This is a genomic window from Pseudomonas sp. G3-19 (assembly GCF_054855875.1).
In genome coordinates, this window is sequence record NZ_JBMPIQ010000003.1 from 3,790,910 (window position 1) to 3,808,006 (window position 17,097).

Genomic DNA, 17,097 nt, shown 5'->3' on the forward strand with positions numbered 1-17,097 from the left:
TCCACTCACGCCTTTTCCGTCGCGGACGCCGACGGCAAGGTGAAACCGGATACCGAACGGCGCAGCTGACTGGCCATTTTCGCCAGATTGCCAATGCTCTCGGCGGTGGCGGTCGAGCCGGACGAGGTCTGCGTGGTGATCTGCTGGATCACGTTCATCGTCAGCGAGATCTGACCGGCCGACGAGGTCTGCTGCTGCGCCGCGTTGGAGATGCTTTGAATCAGCGCGGCGAGGGTTTTCGAAACGCCTTCGATTTCTTCCAGAGCCACACCGGCATCCTGCGCCAGTCGCGCGCCGCGCACCACTTCGGTGGTGGTCTGTTCCATGGAAATCACCGCTTCGTTGGTGTCGGTCTGAATCGCCCGCACCAGGGTTTCGATCTGCCGGGTGGCGGCGGACGAACGTTCGGCCAACCGCTGCACTTCGTCGGCGACCACGGCAAAGCCGCGCCCGGCATCCCCGGCCATCGAGGCCTGAATCGCCGCGTTGAGCGCGAGGATGTTGGTCTGGTCGGCAATGTCGTCGATCAGGCTGACGATGTCGCCGATTTCCTGCGACGACTCGCCCAGACGCTTGATGCGCTTGGCGGTGTCCTGAATCTGTTCACGAATGTTGTCCATGCCGTGGATGGTGTTGTGCACCACCTCGTTGCCCTTGTTGGCGATCTCCACCGAACGCTCGGCCACCGCCGAGGATTCAGCGGCGTTGGCCGAGACCTGATCGATGGACTGGGCCATATCGCTGATCGCGGTCGAGGCTTCGGAAATCTGCTGCGCCTGATGTTCCGAGGCCTGGGCCAGGTGCATGGCGGTGGCCTGGGTTTCCTGCACGGCGGCGGCGACCTGGCCAGCGGTGAGGTTGATGGTCGCGACCAGATCGCGCAGTTGGTCGACCGAGTAGTTGATCGAATCGGCGATGGTCCCGGTGAAGTCTTCGGTCACCGAGGCGGTTACGGTCAGGTCACCGTCGGCGAGGTCTTCGATCTCATCGAGCAGGCGCATGATCGCGTTCTGATTGCGTTCGTTCTTCTCGGCGGTCTCGCGCAACTGGCGGTTGGTTTCACGAACCATGACCATGCCGATCAGGATGATCGAAGCCAGCGCCAGCAAGCCCAGCACGTAGCCGCCGATGGTGTCGGTGTTGCGCCCGCCGGCAAGGTTTTCGAAACCGCTGGCGAGGTGCGAGGCTTCGTCGAGCAGGGTCTGCGACAGGCTGAAGATATTGCTCGCCGACTCCCGGACCTTGAACAGCTCCGGCGAGGTTTCGAGGATTTCATCCACCGAGCCGGAGACGAACTGGAACAGCTCGGAAATTTCACTCAGGCGCGCACGGGCATCGCGGTCTTCGACCTGGCTGATTTTCAGGGTCGGGTTGCCCTGCAGCATGCCGTTGAGCACCTGACCGAAACGGGTGGCATCGCGGCCAAACGCATCGGCGGCCTGCTGCGAATTTTCGTCGCCGGCCAGCACGGTGTTGACCGCACCGAGGATGCGCTCGGCCAGCAGCGATTGGCGTTGGGCCATCGCCACCTGCGCTGCCGGCGCGCCGCGCTGCAGGAGGATCTCGACGACTTTTTCGTATTCGATCTGCAACTGCGGCACGGTTTCAGCCAGGGTCGCGGCGACCTGATGCAGCGAGAGCACGGTCTGCTCGCTGGAGAGAATCGCGTCGGTGTTTTTCAGCAGGCGTTCCCAATCCAGCTGCACCGCGCGCATTTCCGGGCGCACGGTGGCCGGCGCGGGCGGCAGGCCGGTGGCCGGGTCGCCCTTCTTCAGGTAACCCCAGCGCTGGGCAAAATCGTTGCGCGCATCGCTCAGCAGCTTGAACGCTGCCGACTTCCCGGCAGCCGCTTCGGTGGCGTTCTTGGCGATGCGTTGCGACAGCACGCGCAGCTCACCGGCGTGGCCGATGTACTGCTTGTCGTAGTTGGCCTGGGTGTTGAGGTAGGCGAAGTTGGCGAACAGCAGCATGATGAACACGATCAGTGCGATGAACAGCACGATGATCTGCGAGCGACTGCGCGACCCTTCCGCCGATTTGCCTGTTTTTGCCTTTGTCATCGGTCCTCGCCTATGAAACCTGCCACGGTCCACTGTGGGATTTGTGGTGAGGGGATTTATCCCCGATGGGTCGCGCAGCGGCCCCAATACTGAGTTGTATCTGGCACATCGCGAATGCAGGTTTTGGGTTGGCTTAGCCAACCATCGGGGATAAATCCCCTCGCCACAGACCCCCACCCCATAGATATCTGGTGCTTCGGCTATATCGCGACGCTCATGAACACCGGCGATTTGGCCAGCGCAAACAGGCTGAACACTCGCCAGTTCTGCTCACGCCGGAAATAGCCTTTGACGAACTCGGCCTTTGAGCCCTGGCGCTTGCTGATCGAGATCGGTTCGAAGCTGTCCTGCTCGAAGTGCTGCAGACCGAACACCTCATCCACCAGCAACCCGGCGAACACATCGTTGTGCTCCACCACCAACACACGCCGCTGTTTACGCAACGGCGACAGCTCGTGACCGAAAAAGCCGCACAGGTCCATGATCGGCAGCAAGCGCCCACGCAGGTTAGCCACCCCTTTGACCCACGGCTTGACCCCGGGTAACTGAGTGCAGCGCGGTTCGTGCAGCACTTCGCTGACTTCGCCCATCGGCGTCACGTACCAATGCTCGCCGAGGCGAAAACCGATGCCGCTCCAGCGATCCTGACGGCCGGGCTGCGACGGCAGGTCCGCCGCCAGCAGGCGGCAGCGCTGGTCGATCTGCCACAGCAGCTCGAACGCGGTCAGCGACTGGTTCATGGCCGCGCGATCAACCGGCCAGCACGTTGTTCAGGGTCTTGATCAGCATGTCTTCTTCGACCGGTTTGGTCAGGTAATCCTTCGCGCCCTGGCGCGTGCCCCAAACCTTGTCGGTTTCCTGATCCTTGGTGGTGATGATGATCACCGGTATATGGCTGGTCTCGGCATCCTTGGTCAGTTGCCGGGTGGCCTGGAAGCCGTTGAGGCCGGGCATGACGATGTCCATCAGCACGGCGTCGGGTTTTTCCTGACGGGCCAGGGCCACGCCGTCGGCGCCGTTTTCGGCCTTGAGCACTTCATGGCCGTGCTTTTCCAGCATGCCGGTGAGTTTGTACATTTCAGTCGGCGAATCATCGACGATCAGGATACGTGCCATGGTCTTCCCCATTTTTCTTGTCGACTCCCGGCCCGCTGGCCGAGCGTCACTGTACGTGTCTACTGCGGCAAAACGGCGGCGAAGCCCGGAACATGGGCCTGAATCGCGTCAAGCAGCTCTTCCTTGCTGAAAGGCTTGGTCAAAAATTGATCAGAACCGACAATCCGCCCCTTGGCCTTGTCGAACAGCCCGTCACGCGACGACAGCATGATCACCGGCGTGGCCTTGAACGCACTGTTGTTCTTGATTAAAGCGCAGGTCTGATAACCATCCAGACGCGGCATCATGATGTCGACAAAAATGATCCCGGGGTGGTGGTCGGCGATCTTGGCCAAAGCGTCGAAGCCATCGATCGCCGTGATGACTTCGCAGCCCACATTTTTCAACAGCGTTTCGGCGGTGCGACGAATCGTTTTCGAGTCATCGATCACCATGACCTTCAAGGCGCTGGACTGCTGTTCCATAAGAGGGCTCTACCGTCGCCTTTGCGAATCAAATTGTCCGTTTTGCGATGAGTAATGGCTGGAAACCCTTGATGCTCAAGGGCCAGCACGCTATGCCAGCCTTTTTAGCACAGTCTCCAGATGCAATCTATCGACGGGTTTTTCCTTGACCGAAAACCCTGCCAGCGCCACTCTGGCGGCACTTTTTCAATACCGATCCGGTAGCCAATTTTCGAGGAAAACCCAATGAGCGTTCGCGTCGGGATTGTCATGGACCCTATCGCCAGCATTTCCTATAAAAAGGATAGCTCGCTGGCCATGCTGCTGGCCGCGCAGAAACGTGGCTGGGAACTGTTCTACATGGAGCAGCGCGACCTGTATCAGGCCGAAGGTCAGGCGCGGGCGCGCATGAAGCCGCTGAAAGTCTTCGCCAACCCGGAAAAATGGTTCGAACTGGACGCCGAGCAGGACAACCTGCTGAGCGACCTCGACGTGATCCTGATGCGCAAGGATCCGCCGTTCGACATGGAGTTCGTCTACTCCACCTACTTGCTGGAACAGGCCGAAACCGCTGGCGTACTGGTGGTCAACAAGCCGCAGAGCCTGCGCGACTGCAACGAAAAACTGTTCGCCACGCTGTTTCCGCAGTGCACCCCACCGACCATTGTCAGCCGCCGCGCCGATGTGCTGCGTGAATTCGCCGCCAAGCATGGCGATGTGATCCTCAAGCCGCTGGACGGCATGGGCGGCACTTCGATTTTCCGTCACCGCGTGGGCGATCCGAACCTGTCGGTGATTCTGGAAACCCTGACCGCCCTCGGCAATCAGCAGATCATGGGCCAGGCCTACCTGCCGGCGATCAAGGACGGCGACAAACGCATCCTGATGATCGACGGCGAGCCAGTGGATTACTGCCTGGCGCGAATTCCGGCGCATGGCGAAACCCGTGGCAACCTCGCGGCCGGTGGTCGTGGCGAAGCGCGGCCGCTGACCGACAAGGATCGCTGGATTGCCGCCCAGGTCGGCCCGACCCTGCGCGAGAAAGGTCTGCTGTTCGTCGGTCTGGACGTGATCGGCGAAAACCTCACCGAAATCAACGTCACCAGCCCGACCTGCATCCGCGAGATCGACAATGCTTTCGGTACCGACATCGGCGGCATGCTGATGGATGCCATCGACAAGAAGCTGCAAGCCGCCGGCAAAAAGCCGCAAGCTTGACGTGTGTCACATGCAGCTTGTCGCTTGAAGCGTGAAGCCCAAGGCGCGAAACCAACATTGCGTTATCATGCGCAGCCTCTGAAAAACGCGATGTTGGTTTTCTTGTCATGACCCTCCCGTCCGATCTGCCCGCAGAACTCGCCCACCGTGGCGTGCGCCCGGCCGATCGCCTCGGATTTACCCTGTTTCTCGCGGCGCTGATTCATTTGGCGCTGCTGCTCGGTGTCGGCTTTACCATGGTCGAGCCCAAGCAGATCAGTAAAACCCTGGAAATCACCCTTGCCACCTTCAAGAGCGAAACCAAGCCGAAAAAGGCTGATTTCCTCGCTCAGGAAAACCAGGAAGGCAGCGGCACCCTCGACAAGAAGGCGATCCCCAAGACCACCGAGGTCGCGCCGTTCCAGGACAATCAGGTCAAGAAGGTCACCCCGCCCCCGGCCGCCAAACCGGAAGTGCGCGAAGCCGCGCCCAAGGCTGCGGTGACCACGGTGGCGCCGAAACAGCAAAAGGCGCCGACCAAGAAAGAAGAAACCAGGACCGAGACCAAACCTGCGGTCAACGCGCCGACGTTCGACAGCTCGCAGCTGTCCAGCGACATCGCCAGCCTCGAAGCGGAACTGGCCAACGAACAACAGTTGTACGCCAAGCGCCCGCGGATTCACCGCTTGAGCGCCGCCTCGACCATGCGCGACAAGGGCGCCTGGTACAAGGATGACTGGCGCAAGAAGGTCGAGCGCATCGGCAACCTCAATTACCCGGAAGAAGCGCGGCGCAAGCAGATTTACGGCAACCTGCGCCTGATGGTCTCGATCAACCGCGACGGCTCGCTGTATGAAGTGCTGGTGCTCGAGTCCTCCGGCCAGCCGTTACTGGATCAGGCGGCGCAGCGCATCGTCCGGCTGGCGGCACCGTTTGCACCGTTTACCGGCGACCTGTCGGATATCGACCGACTGGAAATCATCCGCACCTGGAAGTTTGCCCGGGGCGACAAGCTTTCCAGCAACTGACCGCCGGCATACAGGTTTTTTGTGGTGAGGGGATTTATCCCCGATCGGCTGCGAAGCAGTCGCAAAACCAGCATGCGCGGTATGTCAGGCATATCACGTCAATGGATTCAGGGCCGCTTCGCGCCCCATCGGGGATAAATCCCCTCACCACAAAGGTTCAGCTTCAACAATGGATCTGCGTTGTTCTCTGATCCTCAGCTTGTCAGTTCGCCCCTTGAACGCCACACTATCGCTCATGAAAAACGTCAGCCCCAGCTACCTCAAGCATCACTTCCTGATCGCCATGCCACACATGGCCGACCCGAACTTTGCCCACACCTTGACCTACATCGTCGAGCACACGGCCAATGGCGCCATGGGGCTGGTGGTCAATCGACCGCAAGAGCTGAATCTGGCTGACATTCTCGAACAATTGCGCCCGGACATCGATCCGCCAGCGCTGTGCCAGCATGTGCCGATCTTCATTGGTGGCCCGGTGCAGACCGATCGCGGTTTCGTCCTGCACCCGGCGGGCAAGACCTTTCAGGCCACCGTCGAGCTGGACGGGGATCTGGCGCTGTCCACCTCCCAGGACGTGCTGTTCGCCATCGCCGACGGCGTAGGCCCGGCGAAAAGCGTAATCACCCTTGGTTATGCCGGTTGGGAAGCCGGGCAACTGGAGGCCGAACTGGCCGACAACGCCTGGCTGACCTGCCCGTACGACGCCGACATCCTGTTCAACACCAGCAGCGAGCTGCGTCTGGAAGCGGCGGCACGGCATCTGGGGATCAACCTCAGCCTGCTGACCAGTCAGGCGGGGCACGCCTGATGGCCCTGCGCCTGATTCTCGGCTTCGACTACGGCACCAAACAGATCGGCGTTGCGGTCGGCCAGGTGATTACCGGCCAGGCTCGCGAGCTGTGCACCCTGAAAGCGCAGAACGGCGTGCCCGACTGGAATCAGGTCGAAGCGCTGTTCAAGGAATGGAAACCCGACGCCGTGGTGGTCGGCCTGCCGCTGAACATGGACGGTACGCCCAGCGAGATGTGCCTGCGCGCGGAGAAATTCGCTCGCCGTCTCAATGGCCGTTTCAATGTGCCCTTCTATACCCACGACGAACGCCTGACCACCTTTGAAGCCAAGGGTGAGCGACTGGTGCGTGGCGGGCAGAAAGGCAGTTACCGCGACAACCCGGTGGACGCCATCGCCGCCGCTCTGCTGCTGCAGGGCTGGCTCGATGAAAACACTGCATTGTTTGAATCCTGACAAGCGCTTCGGCGCTTTTCTTTTGGTTATAAACCCAGCCGCGTCCGGCAGGACGCGGCTCGGAATCACGAAGGAGCATCCATGAGCCTGCCCAATCCCGCCGATCTGATCAGCCAGATGGCGACCCGCCTCAAGGCGCACCTTGCACAGCGTGATATCAGCGAACCGCGTTACATCGGCATCCGCACCGGCGGCATCTGGGTCGCGCAGGCCCTGCTCAAGGAGTTGGCCAGCGACGCACCGTTGGGCACGCTGGATGTTTCCTTCTACCGCGACGACTTCAGCCAGAACGGCCTGCACCCGCAAGTGCGCCCCTCGGCCCTGCCCTTCGAGATTGAAGGCCAGCATTTGGTGCTGATCGATGACGTACTGATGAGCGGCCGGACCATCCGCGCCGCCATGAACGAATTGTTCGACTACGGCCGCCCGGCCAGCGTGACCCTGGTCTGCCTGCTCGACCTGGACGCCGGCGAGCTGCCGATCCGCCCCAACGTGGTCGGCGCGACGCTGTCGCTGGCCGCCAATGAGCGGGTCAAGCTGTCCGGCCCGGAGCCGCTGACGCTCGAACTGCAAGACCTGAATTCCTAACCCGCCCTTATTGAGAGTCCCCCTCGCGATGACGCCTCTAGATACCAAGCGCCCGCTGCAGCTCAATGATCAGGGCCAGCTGCGCCACTTCCTCTCGCTCGACGGCCTGCGCCGCGAGTTGCTGACGGAAATCCTCGACACTGCCGACTCGTTCCTCGAAGTCGGTGCCCGGGCGGTGAAGAAGGTCCCGTTGCTGCGCGGCAAGACCGTGTGCAACGTGTTCTTCGAAAATTCCACCCGCACCCGCACCACCTTCGAACTGGCGGCCCAGCGGCTGTCGGCGGACGTGATCACTCTGAACGTGTCGACCTCGTCGGCCAGCAAAGGTGAAACCCTGCTCGACACCCTGCGCAACCTCGAAGCGATGGCCGCCGACATGTTCGTCGTGCGCCACGGTGATTCCGGCGCCGCACATTTCATCGCCGAGCATGTCTGCCCGCAGGTGGCGATCATCAACGGCGGCGACGGCCGGCACGCGCACCCGACCCAGGGCATGCTCGACATGCTCACCATCCGTCGGCACAAGGGCGGTTTCGAAAACCTCTCGGTGGCGATCGTCGGCGACATCCTGCACTCGCGGGTGGCGCGCTCGAACATGCTCGCGCTGAAGACCCTCGGTTGCCCGGACATCCGCGTGATCGCGCCGAAGACTCTGCTGCCGATCGGCATCGAGCAGTACGGCGTCAAGGTCTACACCGACATGAACGAAGGCCTGAAGGACGTCGACGTGGTGATCATGCTGCGCCTGCAACGTGAGCGCATGACCGGCGGCCTGCTACCGAGCGAAGGCGAGTTCTACCGCCTGTTCGGCCTGACCACCGCGCGTCTGGCCGGGGCCAAACCCGATTGCATCGTCATGCACCCAGGGCCGATCAACCGTGGGGTAGAGATCGAGTCCGCAGTCGCCGACGGCCCGCACTCGGTGATCCTCAATCAAGTCACCTACGGCATCGCCATCCGCATGGCCGTGCTGTCGATGGCCATGAGCGGGCAAACAGCGCAACGTCAATTCGAGCAGGAGAACGCCCAGTGAAGCTCAGCATTCTCGGCGCCCGCGTCATCGATCCAAGCAGCGGCCTGGATCAAATCACCGACATCCACGTTGAAGCCTGCAAGATCGTCGCCCTCGGCGCCGCACCGGCCGGTTTCACCGCTGTGGAAACCATCGACGCCAGCGGTCTGGTTGCAGCACCGGGCCTGGTCGACCTTAACGTGGCTCTGCGCGAGCCGGGCTACAGCCGCAAAGGCAGCATCGCCAGCGAAACCCGCGCAGCGGCGGCCGGCGGCGTGACCAGTCTGTGCTGCCCGCCGAAGACCAAACCGGTGCTCGACACCTCGGCCGTGGCCGAACTGATCCTCGACCGCGCCCGTGAGGCCGGCAACACCAAAGTGTTCCCGATTGGCGCACTGAGCAAAGGCCTGGACGGCGAGCAACTGGCCGAACTGGTGGCGCTGCGCGACGCCGGTTGTGTGGCGTTCGGCAACGGTCTGGAGAGTTTCCGCAACACCCGCACCCTGTGCCGGGCGCTGGAATACGCGGCGACCTTCGACCTGACAGTGATTTTCAATTCGCAGGATCACGATCTGGCGGATGGCGGTCTGGCCCATGAAGGCGCGGTGGCCAGTTTCCTCGGTCTGCCGGGGATTCCGGAAACCGCTGAGACCGTGGCTCTGGCTCGCGATCTGCTGCTGGTTGAGCAGACCGGCGTGCGCGCGCACTTCAGCCAACTGACCAGCGCGCGCGGCGTGGCTCTGATCGCTCAGGCGCAGGCCCGTGGCTTGAAGGTCACGGCGGATGTCGCCCTGTATCAGTTGATCCTCACCGATGAAGCGCTGATCGACTTCAGCAGCCTGTATCACGTGCAACCGCCGCTGCGCACCCGCTCCGACCGCGACGGCCTGCGTGAAGCGGTGAAGTCCGGAGTGATTTCGGCGATCTCCAGCCATCACCAGCCGCACGAACGCGACGCCAAACTGGCACCGTTCGGCGCGACCGAGCCGGGCATCAGCAGTGTGGAATTGCTGCTGCCGCTGGCGATGACGCTGGTTGAGGATGGTTTGCTGGATCTGCCGACCCTGCTGGCGCGCCTGAGTGCCGGGCCTGCGGATGCACTGCGTCTGCCGGCGGGCAAACTGGCGGTGGGCGGTGCGGCGGATATCGTGCTGTTCGATCCGAAAGCGTCCACCGTGGCCGGTGAAGGCTGGCTGTCGAAGGGCGAGAACTGCCCGTTCCTTGGGCACACCCTGCCGGGTGTGGTGCGCTATACGCTGGTGGACGGGCGGATCAGCCACCAGGCGTAACCGGCTGCTGAGGGACATTGTGGCGAGGGGATTTATCCCCGATGGGCTGCGCAGCAGCCCTCAATCTACAACCGCGGTGATTCAGTTCCTCCGCGGTTGAATGTTTTAGGGCCGCTACGCGCCCCATCGGGGATAAATCCCCTCGCCACAGGTTACTGAAAGGCGCCGCGATTCTGCGCGTTGCGTACCGACACCTGATCATTCAGTGTCCAGAAGTCATACAGCACACCAATAAAGAACAACCCGCCGGTCAGCAGATACAGCAACCCGCTGATCCACTTGCCCTGGTACATCCGGTGCACGCCGAACACGCCCAGGAACGTCAGCAGAATCCACGCCACGTTGTATTCGATCGGTCCTGCGGTGAAACGCAGATCCGCCTCGCGATCCATCGCCGGGATCAGGAACACGTCGATCAGCCAGCCAATGCCCAGCAGACCGAAGGTGAAGAACCAGATCGTCCCGGTCACCGGTTTGCCGTAATAGAAGCGGTGAGCGCCGGTGAAACCAAAAATCCACAGCAGATAACCGATGATTTTGCTGTGCGTATCCTGCGGTGCAGCAACCTGCTGATAGCGGTTCATGAAGACCTCGATTCACTCGATAGATAAATTTTCTTTAATTCTTTGTGACTTTTTTACATGTAGCCGACGTACGGCAAATGTTACCGTGTCGTCCGTCAAAGCCTTATAGCACCGGACTTCTGTCCGACAATTGCGTCCGTTTGCCGCTTGTTTGGTTCCGTTGCCCTCCGATGGAATCGACCAACGGCCTCGGAAGGGACAAAAAAGCTGTTATAAAGTTGCGCGCTAACACATAAGAGCCACGCCTAATGCGACCATTTTTCAAGACATGGCTAACTATTTGCCTATTAATGCCACTGGCCGCCCACGCCACCAATCGTGAGCAACGTCTTCCCAACGTTAACGGTTTCACCCCTAAATCCCATGCTTCGGCTCCTTCGAGCAAGAGCAGCAAACAAACGAAACACACCACGCTCGCCAGCAAGAATCACGGCAAGCTGGTGCCACCGATGGCCAACAAGGAAAGCAGCAACGTCCTGAGCCGTGCGGTGAACGTCCTCGGTACTCCCTACCGTTGGGGCGGCAGCAGCCCAAGTAAAGGGTTCGATTGCAGTGGTCTGGTGAAATATGCGTTCAACGACGCCACATTCGACCTGCCACGCACTTCCAACGCGATGGCCAGCGGGCATGGCGAGAAAGTCGAACGCAAGGATCTGAAGCCGGGCGACCTGATTTTCTTCAACATCAAGAGCCGTCGGGTCAACCACGTTGCCATCTACCTGGGCAACGACCGCTTCATCCACGCCCCGCGCCGTGGCAAAGCGGTGAGCATCGATACGCTGAACAAGCCGTACTGGGAACAGCATTACGTGGTTGCCAAGCGTGTGCTGCCGAAAGAACCGGCTGGCAAACAGATGCGCGTGGTTCAGCGCTGAGTCGACTGATCCGGAATCTGCTCAAGCAGTACTGACCCCTTCGCGAGCAAGCCCGCTCCCACATTGGAATGCATTCGAATGTGGGAGCGGGCTTGCTCGCGAAGAGGCCAGTGAAAGCAACACAAGCCTCTCTTAAAAATTATCCGGCGTACGCGCCTTTTCCCGCGCATGCTCGCGGCTGATCAAGCCCTTGGTCACCAGCTCCTTCAGGCACATGTCGAGTGTCTGCATCCCCAACGACCCGCCGGTCTGAATCGCCGAATACATTTGCGCCACCTTGTCCTCGCGGATCAGGTTCCGGATCGCCGATGTTCCCAGCATGATCTCGTGGGCTGCCACCCGCCCGCCGCCGATCTTCTTGATCAGCGTCTGCGACACCACCGCCAGCAATGACTCGGACAGCATCGAACGCACCATGGACTTCTCGTCGCCCGGGAACACATCGACAACACGGTCGATGGTCTTGGCGGCGGACGTCGTGTGCAGCGTGCCGAACACCAGATGCCCGGTCTCAGCGGCAGTCAGTGCGAGGCGAATGGTTTCCAGGTCGCGCATCTCGCCAACCAGAATCACGTCCGGGTCTTCGCGCAGTGCCGAGCGCAGCGCCGTGGCGAAGCTGCGGGTATCGCGATGGACTTCGCGCTGATTGATCAGGCATTTGCGCGATTCGTGGACGAACTCGATCGGGTCTTCGATGGTGAGGATGTGGTGGTGACGATGGGTGTTGAGGTAATCGATCATCGCCGCCAACGTGGTGGATTTGCCGGACCCGGTCGGCCCGGTCACCAGCACCAGCCCGCGCGGCGCATCGGTGATCTTGCGAAAGACATCGCCCATGCCGAGGTCTTCCATGCTCAGCACTTTCGAGGGAATGGTGCGGAACACCGCGCCGGCGCCCCGGTTCTGGTTGAACGCGTTGACCCGAAAGCGCGCCACGCCGGGGACTTCGAACGAGAAATCCGTTTCGAGGTGTTTCTCGAAGTCGACCCGCTGGGTGTCGTTCATGATGTCGTAGATCAATTCGTGCACTTGCTTGTGATCCAGCGCCGGCAGATTGATCCGCCGCACATCGCCATCGACGCGGATCATCGGCGGCAGACCGGCCGACAGGTGCAGGTCGGAAGCGCCCTGTTTGGCGCTGAACGCCAGCAGTTCAGTGATATCCATAGCGTCCCTCAATTCCAGTAGAATGCCGCGAACCTTCAGACCGCCGGCGCCTCTTGATGTCCACGATAGCAGACAACATCCAACTGGTTAGTTCGCGCATCCAGGCTGCCACCGCAGCGGCCGGGCGCAGTGAAAACAGCGTGCAGTTGCTGGCGGTCAGCAAGACCAAACCCGCACAAGACCTGCGTGAAGCCCATGCCGCCGGCCTGCGTGACTTCGGTGAGAATTATCTGCAGGAAGCCTTGGGCAAACAGCTCGAACTGGCCGACCTGCCCTTGATCTGGCACTTCATCGGCCCCATTCAATCGAACAAGACTCGCGCCATCGCCGAGCATTTCGACTGGGTGCACTCCGTGGATCGCCTGAAAATCGCCCAACGCCTGTCCGAGCAGCGCCCGACCGAGCTGCCGCCGCTGAACATATGCATTCAGGTCAACGTCAGTGGTGAAGCCAGCAAGTCCGGCTGCACCCCGGCCGACCTGCCGGCGCTGGCCGAAGCCATCAGCGCCCTGCCCCGGCTGAAACTGCGCGGGCTGATGGCGATTCCCGAGCCGACCGAAGATCGCGCCGAACAAGATGCCGCTTTTGCTGCCGTGCAACGTTTGCAGGCCAGCCTGAATCTGCCGCTCGACACACTTTCCATGGGTATGAGCCACGACCTCGAGTCGGCCATCGCCCAAGGCGCCACCTGGGTGCGGATCGGTACCGCCCTGTTTGGCGCCAGAGATTACGGTCAGCAATGACCGACAGCCATCTGAAAAAGGACCTGACATGAGCAACACACGCATTGCCTTTATCGGTGCCGGCAACATGGCCGCCAGCCTGATCGGCGGCCTGCGGGCCAAGGGTCTGCAAGCCAGCCACATCCGCGCCAGCGATCCGGGCGAAGAGACCCGCCAACGCGTCAGCGCCGAACACGGCATCGAAACCTTCGCCGATAACGCCCAGGCCATCGACGGCGTCGACGTGATCGTACTGGCGGTCAAGCCACAGGCGATGAAAGCCGTGTGCGAAGCCATCCGCCCAAGTCTGAAACCGCAGCAACTGGTGGTGTCGATCGCCGCCGGCATCACTTGCGCGAGCATGACCGCATGGCTCGGCGAGCAGCCGATCGTGCGCTGCATGCCGAACACCCCGGCACTGCTGCGCCAGGGCGTCAGCGGCCTGTACGCCACCAGCGAAGTGACCGCCGAACAGCGTCAGCAGGCTGAAGAGCTGCTGTCCGCCGTGGGTATCGCGCTGTGGCTGGACGAAGAGCAGCAACTCGATGCGGTGACCGCCGTCTCCGGTTCCGGCCCGGCGTACTTCTTCCTGCTGATCGAAGCGATGACCGCCGCTGGCGTCAAACTCGGCCTGCCAAAGGAAATCGCCGAGCAACTGACCCTGCAAACGGCTCTGGGCGCCGCGCACATGGCGGTATCCAGCGATGTCGACGCTGCCGAGCTGCGCCGCCGCGTGACCTCGCCAAATGGCACCACAGAGGCCGCGATCAAATCATTCCAGGCTAACGGCTTCGAAGCCCTGGTAGAAAAAGCACTCGGCACCGCCGCGCACCGCTCGGCCGAAATGGCCGAACAACTGGGCAAATAAGGAGCCTTACATGATTGGATTGAACACCGCAGCGGTTTACGTGCTGCAAACCCTCGGCAGTCTGTACCTGCTGATCGTGCTGTTGCGCTTCGTCCTGCAACTGGTGCGCGCAAACTTCTACAACCCGCTGTGCCAGTTCGTGGTCAAGGCTACCCAGCCACTGCTCAAGCCACTGCGCCGGATCATCCCGAGCATCTTCGGCCTCGACATGTCTTCGCTGGTGCTGGCGATTCTGGTGCAACTGGCCCTGATGGCCCTGACCCTGCTGCTGACCTACGGCACCACCGGCAACCCGCTGCAACTGTTCATCTGGTCGATCATCGGCGTCACCGCGCTGTTCCTGAAGATTTTCTTCTTCGCCCTGATCATCAGCGTGATCCTGTCGTGGGTCGCCCCGGGCAGCCACAACCCGGGCGCTGAACTGGTGAACCAGATCTGCGAGCCGGCGCTGGCACCGTTCCGCAAGATTCTGCCGAACCTCGGCGGTCTGGACCTGTCGCCGATCTTCGCGTTTCTGGCGCTGAAGCTGATCGACATGCTGGTGATCAACAACCTCGCGGCGATGACCATGATGCCGGAAATCCTGCGCCTGCTGATGTGAGCTGGTTTCGCTGGGACGGCGACGATCTGATCCTCGAATGTCATCTGCAACCAGCAGCCCGCAGCGATGATTTCGCCGGGCTGCACGGTGACCGCCTGAAGATCCGCCTCACCGCGCCGCCGGTCGAGGGCAAGGCCAATGCGTATCTGATGGGCTTTCTGGCCAAGGCGTTTGGGGTTTCCAAGAGCCAGGTCAACTTGCTCAGCGGCGAGTTGAACCGGCAGAAACGGGTGAAGATCTGTGCGCCGAAGAAGCTGCCGGAGTTGCCAGGGTTGTTTGGGCGCTTGTCTTGAGTTTTGCGGCGTCTGTACCCCTCACCCCAGCCCTCTCCCCCTGGAGAGGGAGCCGATCCAGGGTGTTTTCAGAAACTGAGTTCAGCCCGGATAGATCAGGTCGGTGTAGCTCAAAAGAACACCTCGGTCGGTCCCCTCTACCTCTGGGAGAGGGCTAGGGTGAGGGCCGCTTGCCGCTAACCCCCCCGGTCTTTAGACTTACGCCTCATTTCAACGAGAGCAGGGTCGATGCCAGCTGCCTTTCCCCCCGATTCTGTTGGTCTGGTGACGCCGCAAACGGCGCACTTCAGTGAACCTCTGGCTCTGGCCTGTGGCCGTTCGCTGCCTGCCTACGACCTGATCTACGAAACCTACGGCACGCTGAACGCGCAAGCGAGCAACGCCGTGCTGATCTGCCACGCCTTGTCTGGTCATCATCACGCTGCCGGCTATCACAGCCCCGACGACCGCAAGCCCGGTTGGTGGGACAGTTGCATCGGCCCCGGCAAACCGATCGACACCAATAAGTTCTTCGTGGTCAGCCTGAACAATCTGGGCGGCTGCAACGGCTCCACCGGCCCGAGCAGTATCAACCCGGAGACCGGCAAGCCGTTCGGCGCCGATTTCCCGGTGCTCACCGTCGAAGACTGGGTGCACAGTCAGGCGCGTCTGGCTGACTTGCTCGGCATTCGTCAGTTTGCCGCCGTGATCGGCGGTAGCCTCGGCGGCATGCAGGCGCTGCAGTGGACCATCACCTACCCGGAGCGCGTGCGCCACTGCCTGGCCATCGCCTCGGCCCCCAAGCTGTCGGCGCAGAACATCGCCTTCAACGAAGTGGCGCGCCAGGCGATCCTTACCGACCCGGAGTTCCACGGTGGTTCGTTCCAGGAACAAGGGGTGATCCCCAAGCGCGGGCTGATGCTGGCGCGGATGGTCGGGCACATCACCTACCTGTCCGACGACTCGATGGGCGAGAAATTCGGCCGCGGCCTGAAGAGCGAAAAGCTCAACTACGACTTCCACAGCGTCGAGTTCCAGGTCGAAAGCTACCTGCGCTATCAGGGTGAAGAATTCTCCGGGCGTTTCGATGCCAACACTTATCTGTTGATGACCAAAGCCCTGGACTACTTCGATCCGGCGGCGAACTTCGACGATAACCTGGCGAAAACCTTCGAGAACGCCACCGCCAAGTTCTGTGTGATGTCGTTCACCACCGACTGGCGCTTCTCCCCGGCCCGCTCGCGGGAGCTGGTGGACGCGCTGATGGCGGCACGCAAAGACGTCAGCTATCTGGAAATCGATGCACCCCAGGGCCACGACGCCTTCCTGATTCCGATCCCGCGCTATTTGCAGGCGTTCGGCAATTACATGAACCGAATTACGGTGTGAACAAGCCATGAGAGCTGATCTGGAAATCATCCAGGAATGGATCCCCGCCGGCAGCCGCGTGCTCGACCTCGGTTGCGGCGACGGCGAACTGCTGACCTGGCTGCGCGACAACAAGAACGTCACCGGTTATGGCCTGGAAAACGACGCCGATAACATCGCCGAGTGCGTGGCCAAGGGCATCAACGTCATCGAGCAGGACCTGGACAAGGGACTGGGCAACTTCGCCAGCAACAGTTTCGACATCGTCGTCATGACCCAGGCCCTGCAAGCCGTGCATTACCCGGACAAGATCCTCGACGAAATGCTGCGGGTCGGTCGTCAGTGCATCATCACCTTCCCCAACTTCGGCCACTGGCGCTGCCGCTGGTATCTGGCAAGCAAGGGCCGGATGCCGGTCTCCGAGTTTCTGCCGTACACCTGGTACAACACGCCGAACATTCACTTCTGCACCTTCGAAGATTTTGAAGAACTTTGTCGCGAACGTGATGCGAAGGTCATTGATCGGCTTGCCGTGGATCAACAGCACCGTCACGGGTGGGCCAGTAAGCTATGGCCTAATCTGTTAGGTGAGATTGGTATCTACCGCGTCAGCAGCCCGGTGCTTGCAGATCATCGGGTCGCGGTCTGAACCACGACATTTC

At 61.3% G+C, this 17,097-nt stretch carries 20 protein-coding genes; 14 read left to right on the plus strand and 6 right to left on the minus strand.

The window, feature by feature from the left end; translation table 11 throughout:
- Positions 1 to 5: 5 nt before the first annotated feature.
- The 4 genes from ACOYXI_RS17420 to pilG all read right to left on the minus strand — a co-directional run bounded on the left by ACOYXI_RS17420 (position 6) and on the right by pilG (position 3,640).
- Positions 6 to 2,060 (minus strand): methyl-accepting chemotaxis protein, encoded by a 2,055-nt coding sequence (locus tag ACOYXI_RS17420; RefSeq protein WP_461675100.1) that lies wholly within the window; start codon positions 2,058 to 2,060, stop codon positions 6 to 8.
- 200 nt (positions 2,061 to 2,260) lie between these two features.
- Complete coding sequence (locus ACOYXI_RS17425) at positions 2,261 to 2,800, minus strand: chemotaxis protein CheW (protein WP_007964098.1); 540 nt, start codon at positions 2,798 to 2,800, stop codon at positions 2,261 to 2,263.
- A gap of 10 nt (positions 2,801 to 2,810) precedes the next feature.
- Entirely contained in the window at positions 2,811 to 3,176 is a 366-nt protein-coding gene (pilH, locus tag ACOYXI_RS17430) for a twitching motility response regulator PilH (RefSeq protein WP_025109154.1), read from the minus strand.
- A 59-nt stretch (positions 3,177 to 3,235) separates the two neighbouring features.
- Positions 3,236 to 3,640, minus strand: coding sequence for a twitching motility response regulator PilG (gene pilG / locus ACOYXI_RS17435; protein ID WP_003229093.1), 405 nt, complete (start codon positions 3,638 to 3,640; stop codon positions 3,236 to 3,238).
- Positions 3,641 to 3,865: 225 nt separating this feature from the next.
- On the opposite strand from pilG, the gene gshB reads away from it, so the two are divergent.
- The 7 genes from gshB (at position 3,866) to ACOYXI_RS17470 (ending at position 9,978) form a co-directional block, all read left to right on the plus strand.
- Positions 3,866 to 4,837, plus strand: a complete 972-nt coding sequence (gene gshB, locus ACOYXI_RS17440; RefSeq protein WP_461675101.1) for a glutathione synthase — start codon at positions 3,866 to 3,868, stop codon at positions 4,835 to 4,837.
- Between the two features lie 107 nt (positions 4,838 to 4,944).
- Complete coding sequence (locus ACOYXI_RS17445) at positions 4,945 to 5,844, plus strand: energy transducer TonB (RefSeq protein WP_003229097.1); 900 nt, start codon at positions 4,945 to 4,947, stop codon at positions 5,842 to 5,844.
- A gap of 235 nt (positions 5,845 to 6,079) precedes the next feature.
- Entirely contained in the window at positions 6,080 to 6,652 is a 573-nt protein-coding gene (locus ACOYXI_RS17450; protein WP_097088974.1) for a YqgE/AlgH family protein, read from the plus strand.
- Positions 6,652 to 7,089, plus strand: a complete 438-nt coding sequence (gene ruvX, locus ACOYXI_RS17455) for a Holliday junction resolvase RuvX (protein WP_003229101.1) — start codon at positions 6,652 to 6,654, stop codon at positions 7,087 to 7,089. The genes ACOYXI_RS17450 and ruvX overlap by 1 nt, the downstream gene beginning before the upstream one ends.
- 81 nt (positions 7,090 to 7,170) lie before the next feature.
- Entirely contained in the window at positions 7,171 to 7,677 is a 507-nt protein-coding gene (pyrR, locus tag ACOYXI_RS17460) for a bifunctional pyr operon transcriptional regulator/uracil phosphoribosyltransferase PyrR (RefSeq protein WP_027610583.1), read from the plus strand.
- Positions 7,678 to 7,705: 28 nt separating this feature from the next.
- Positions 7,706 to 8,710 carry an aspartate carbamoyltransferase catalytic subunit gene (locus ACOYXI_RS17465; RefSeq protein ID WP_003229107.1) on the plus strand — a complete coding sequence of 335 codons (1,005 nt, stop codon included), beginning with the start codon at positions 7,706 to 7,708 and terminating at the stop codon, positions 8,708 to 8,710.
- A complete protein-coding gene (locus ACOYXI_RS17470; RefSeq protein WP_461675102.1) occupies positions 8,707 to 9,978 on the plus strand; it encodes a dihydroorotase in 1,272 nt (423 codons plus the stop codon). The genes ACOYXI_RS17465 and ACOYXI_RS17470 overlap by 4 nt, the downstream gene beginning before the upstream one ends.
- A gap of 152 nt (positions 9,979 to 10,130) precedes the next feature.
- On the opposite strand, the gene ACOYXI_RS17475 is transcribed toward ACOYXI_RS17470, so the two are convergent.
- Complete coding sequence (locus ACOYXI_RS17475) at positions 10,131 to 10,562, minus strand: NINE protein (RefSeq protein WP_007964113.1); 432 nt, start codon at positions 10,560 to 10,562, stop codon at positions 10,131 to 10,133.
- Between the two features lie 248 nt (positions 10,563 to 10,810).
- Here ACOYXI_RS17475 and ACOYXI_RS17480 point away from each other — a divergent pair, with 248 nt between their 5' ends.
- Positions 10,811 to 11,437: a C40 family peptidase gene (locus ACOYXI_RS17480; RefSeq protein ID WP_003229112.1), complete on the plus strand. Its 627-nt coding sequence runs from the start codon at positions 10,811 to 10,813 to the stop codon at positions 11,435 to 11,437.
- A gap of 132 nt (positions 11,438 to 11,569) precedes the next feature.
- Here ACOYXI_RS17480 and ACOYXI_RS17485 read toward each other — a convergent pair whose 3' ends face one another.
- Entirely contained in the window at positions 11,570 to 12,604 is a 1,035-nt protein-coding gene (locus ACOYXI_RS17485; protein ID WP_003229114.1) for a type IV pilus twitching motility protein PilT, read from the minus strand.
- Positions 12,605 to 12,660: 56 nt separating this feature from the next.
- On the opposite strand from ACOYXI_RS17485, the gene ACOYXI_RS17490 reads away from it, so the two are divergent.
- The 6 genes from ACOYXI_RS17490 (at position 12,661) to metW (ending at position 17,084) form a co-directional block, all read left to right on the plus strand.
- Entirely contained in the window at positions 12,661 to 13,347 is a 687-nt protein-coding gene (locus ACOYXI_RS17490) for a YggS family pyridoxal phosphate-dependent enzyme (protein WP_134784871.1), read from the plus strand.
- A gap of 28 nt (positions 13,348 to 13,375) precedes the next feature.
- Positions 13,376 to 14,194 carry a pyrroline-5-carboxylate reductase gene (gene proC / locus ACOYXI_RS17495; RefSeq protein WP_098966067.1) on the plus strand — a complete coding sequence of 273 codons (819 nt, stop codon included), beginning with the start codon at positions 13,376 to 13,378 and terminating at the stop codon, positions 14,192 to 14,194.
- A 10-nt stretch (positions 14,195 to 14,204) separates the two neighbouring features.
- Complete coding sequence (locus ACOYXI_RS17500; RefSeq protein ID WP_027610578.1) at positions 14,205 to 14,795, plus strand: YggT family protein; 591 nt, start codon at positions 14,205 to 14,207, stop codon at positions 14,793 to 14,795.
- Complete coding sequence (locus ACOYXI_RS17505; RefSeq protein ID WP_461675103.1) at positions 14,792 to 15,088, plus strand: DUF167 domain-containing protein; 297 nt, start codon at positions 14,792 to 14,794, stop codon at positions 15,086 to 15,088. The genes ACOYXI_RS17500 and ACOYXI_RS17505 overlap by 4 nt, the downstream gene beginning before the upstream one ends.
- 228 nt (positions 15,089 to 15,316) lie before the next feature.
- A complete protein-coding gene (gene metX / locus ACOYXI_RS17510; RefSeq protein WP_461675104.1) occupies positions 15,317 to 16,456 on the plus strand; it encodes a homoserine O-succinyltransferase MetX in 1,140 nt (379 codons plus the stop codon).
- Between the two features lie 7 nt (positions 16,457 to 16,463).
- A complete protein-coding gene (metW, locus tag ACOYXI_RS17515; RefSeq protein ID WP_003229126.1) occupies positions 16,464 to 17,084 on the plus strand; it encodes a methionine biosynthesis protein MetW in 621 nt (206 codons plus the stop codon).
- Positions 17,085 to 17,097: the final 13 nt, after the last annotated feature.

Bases quoted from the DNA above. Each gene is read 5' to 3' on its own strand.
- ACOYXI_RS17420 (WP_461675100.1), bottom strand. From the start codon at position 2,060: ATGACAAAGGCAAAAACAGGCAAATCGGCGGAAGGGTCGCGCAGTCGC.
- ACOYXI_RS17425 (WP_007964098.1), bottom strand. From the start codon at position 2,800: ATGAACCAGTCGCTGACCGCGTTCGAGCTGCTGTGGCAGATCGACCAG.
- pilH (WP_025109154.1), bottom strand. From the start codon at position 3,176: ATGGCACGTATCCTGATCGTCGATGATTCGCCGACTGAAATGTACAAA.
- pilG (WP_003229093.1), bottom strand. From the start codon at position 3,640: ATGGAACAGCAGTCCAGCGCCTTGAAGGTCATGGTGATCGATGACTCG.
- gshB (WP_461675101.1), top strand. From the start codon at position 3,866: ATGAGCGTTCGCGTCGGGATTGTCATGGACCCTATCGCCAGCATTTCC.
- ACOYXI_RS17445 (WP_003229097.1), top strand. From the start codon at position 4,945: ATGACCCTCCCGTCCGATCTGCCCGCAGAACTCGCCCACCGTGGCGTG.
- ACOYXI_RS17450 (WP_097088974.1), top strand. From the start codon at position 6,080: ATGAAAAACGTCAGCCCCAGCTACCTCAAGCATCACTTCCTGATCGCC.
- ruvX (WP_003229101.1), top strand. From the start codon at position 6,652: ATGGCCCTGCGCCTGATTCTCGGCTTCGACTACGGCACCAAACAGATC.
- pyrR (WP_027610583.1), top strand. From the start codon at position 7,171: ATGAGCCTGCCCAATCCCGCCGATCTGATCAGCCAGATGGCGACCCGC.
- ACOYXI_RS17465 (WP_003229107.1), top strand. From the start codon at position 7,706: ATGACGCCTCTAGATACCAAGCGCCCGCTGCAGCTCAATGATCAGGGC.
- ACOYXI_RS17475 (WP_007964113.1), bottom strand. From the start codon at position 10,562: ATGAACCGCTATCAGCAGGTTGCTGCACCGCAGGATACGCACAGCAAA.
- ACOYXI_RS17480 (WP_003229112.1), top strand. From the start codon at position 10,811: ATGCGACCATTTTTCAAGACATGGCTAACTATTTGCCTATTAATGCCA.
- ACOYXI_RS17485 (WP_003229114.1), bottom strand. From the start codon at position 12,604: ATGGATATCACTGAACTGCTGGCGTTCAGCGCCAAACAGGGCGCTTCC.
- ACOYXI_RS17490 (WP_134784871.1), top strand. From the start codon at position 12,661: ATGTCCACGATAGCAGACAACATCCAACTGGTTAGTTCGCGCATCCAG.
- proC (WP_098966067.1), top strand. From the start codon at position 13,376: ATGAGCAACACACGCATTGCCTTTATCGGTGCCGGCAACATGGCCGCC.
- ACOYXI_RS17500 (WP_027610578.1), top strand. From the start codon at position 14,205: ATGATTGGATTGAACACCGCAGCGGTTTACGTGCTGCAAACCCTCGGC.
- metX (WP_461675104.1), top strand. From the start codon at position 15,317: ATGCCAGCTGCCTTTCCCCCCGATTCTGTTGGTCTGGTGACGCCGCAA.
- metW (WP_003229126.1), top strand. From the start codon at position 16,464: ATGAGAGCTGATCTGGAAATCATCCAGGAATGGATCCCCGCCGGCAGC.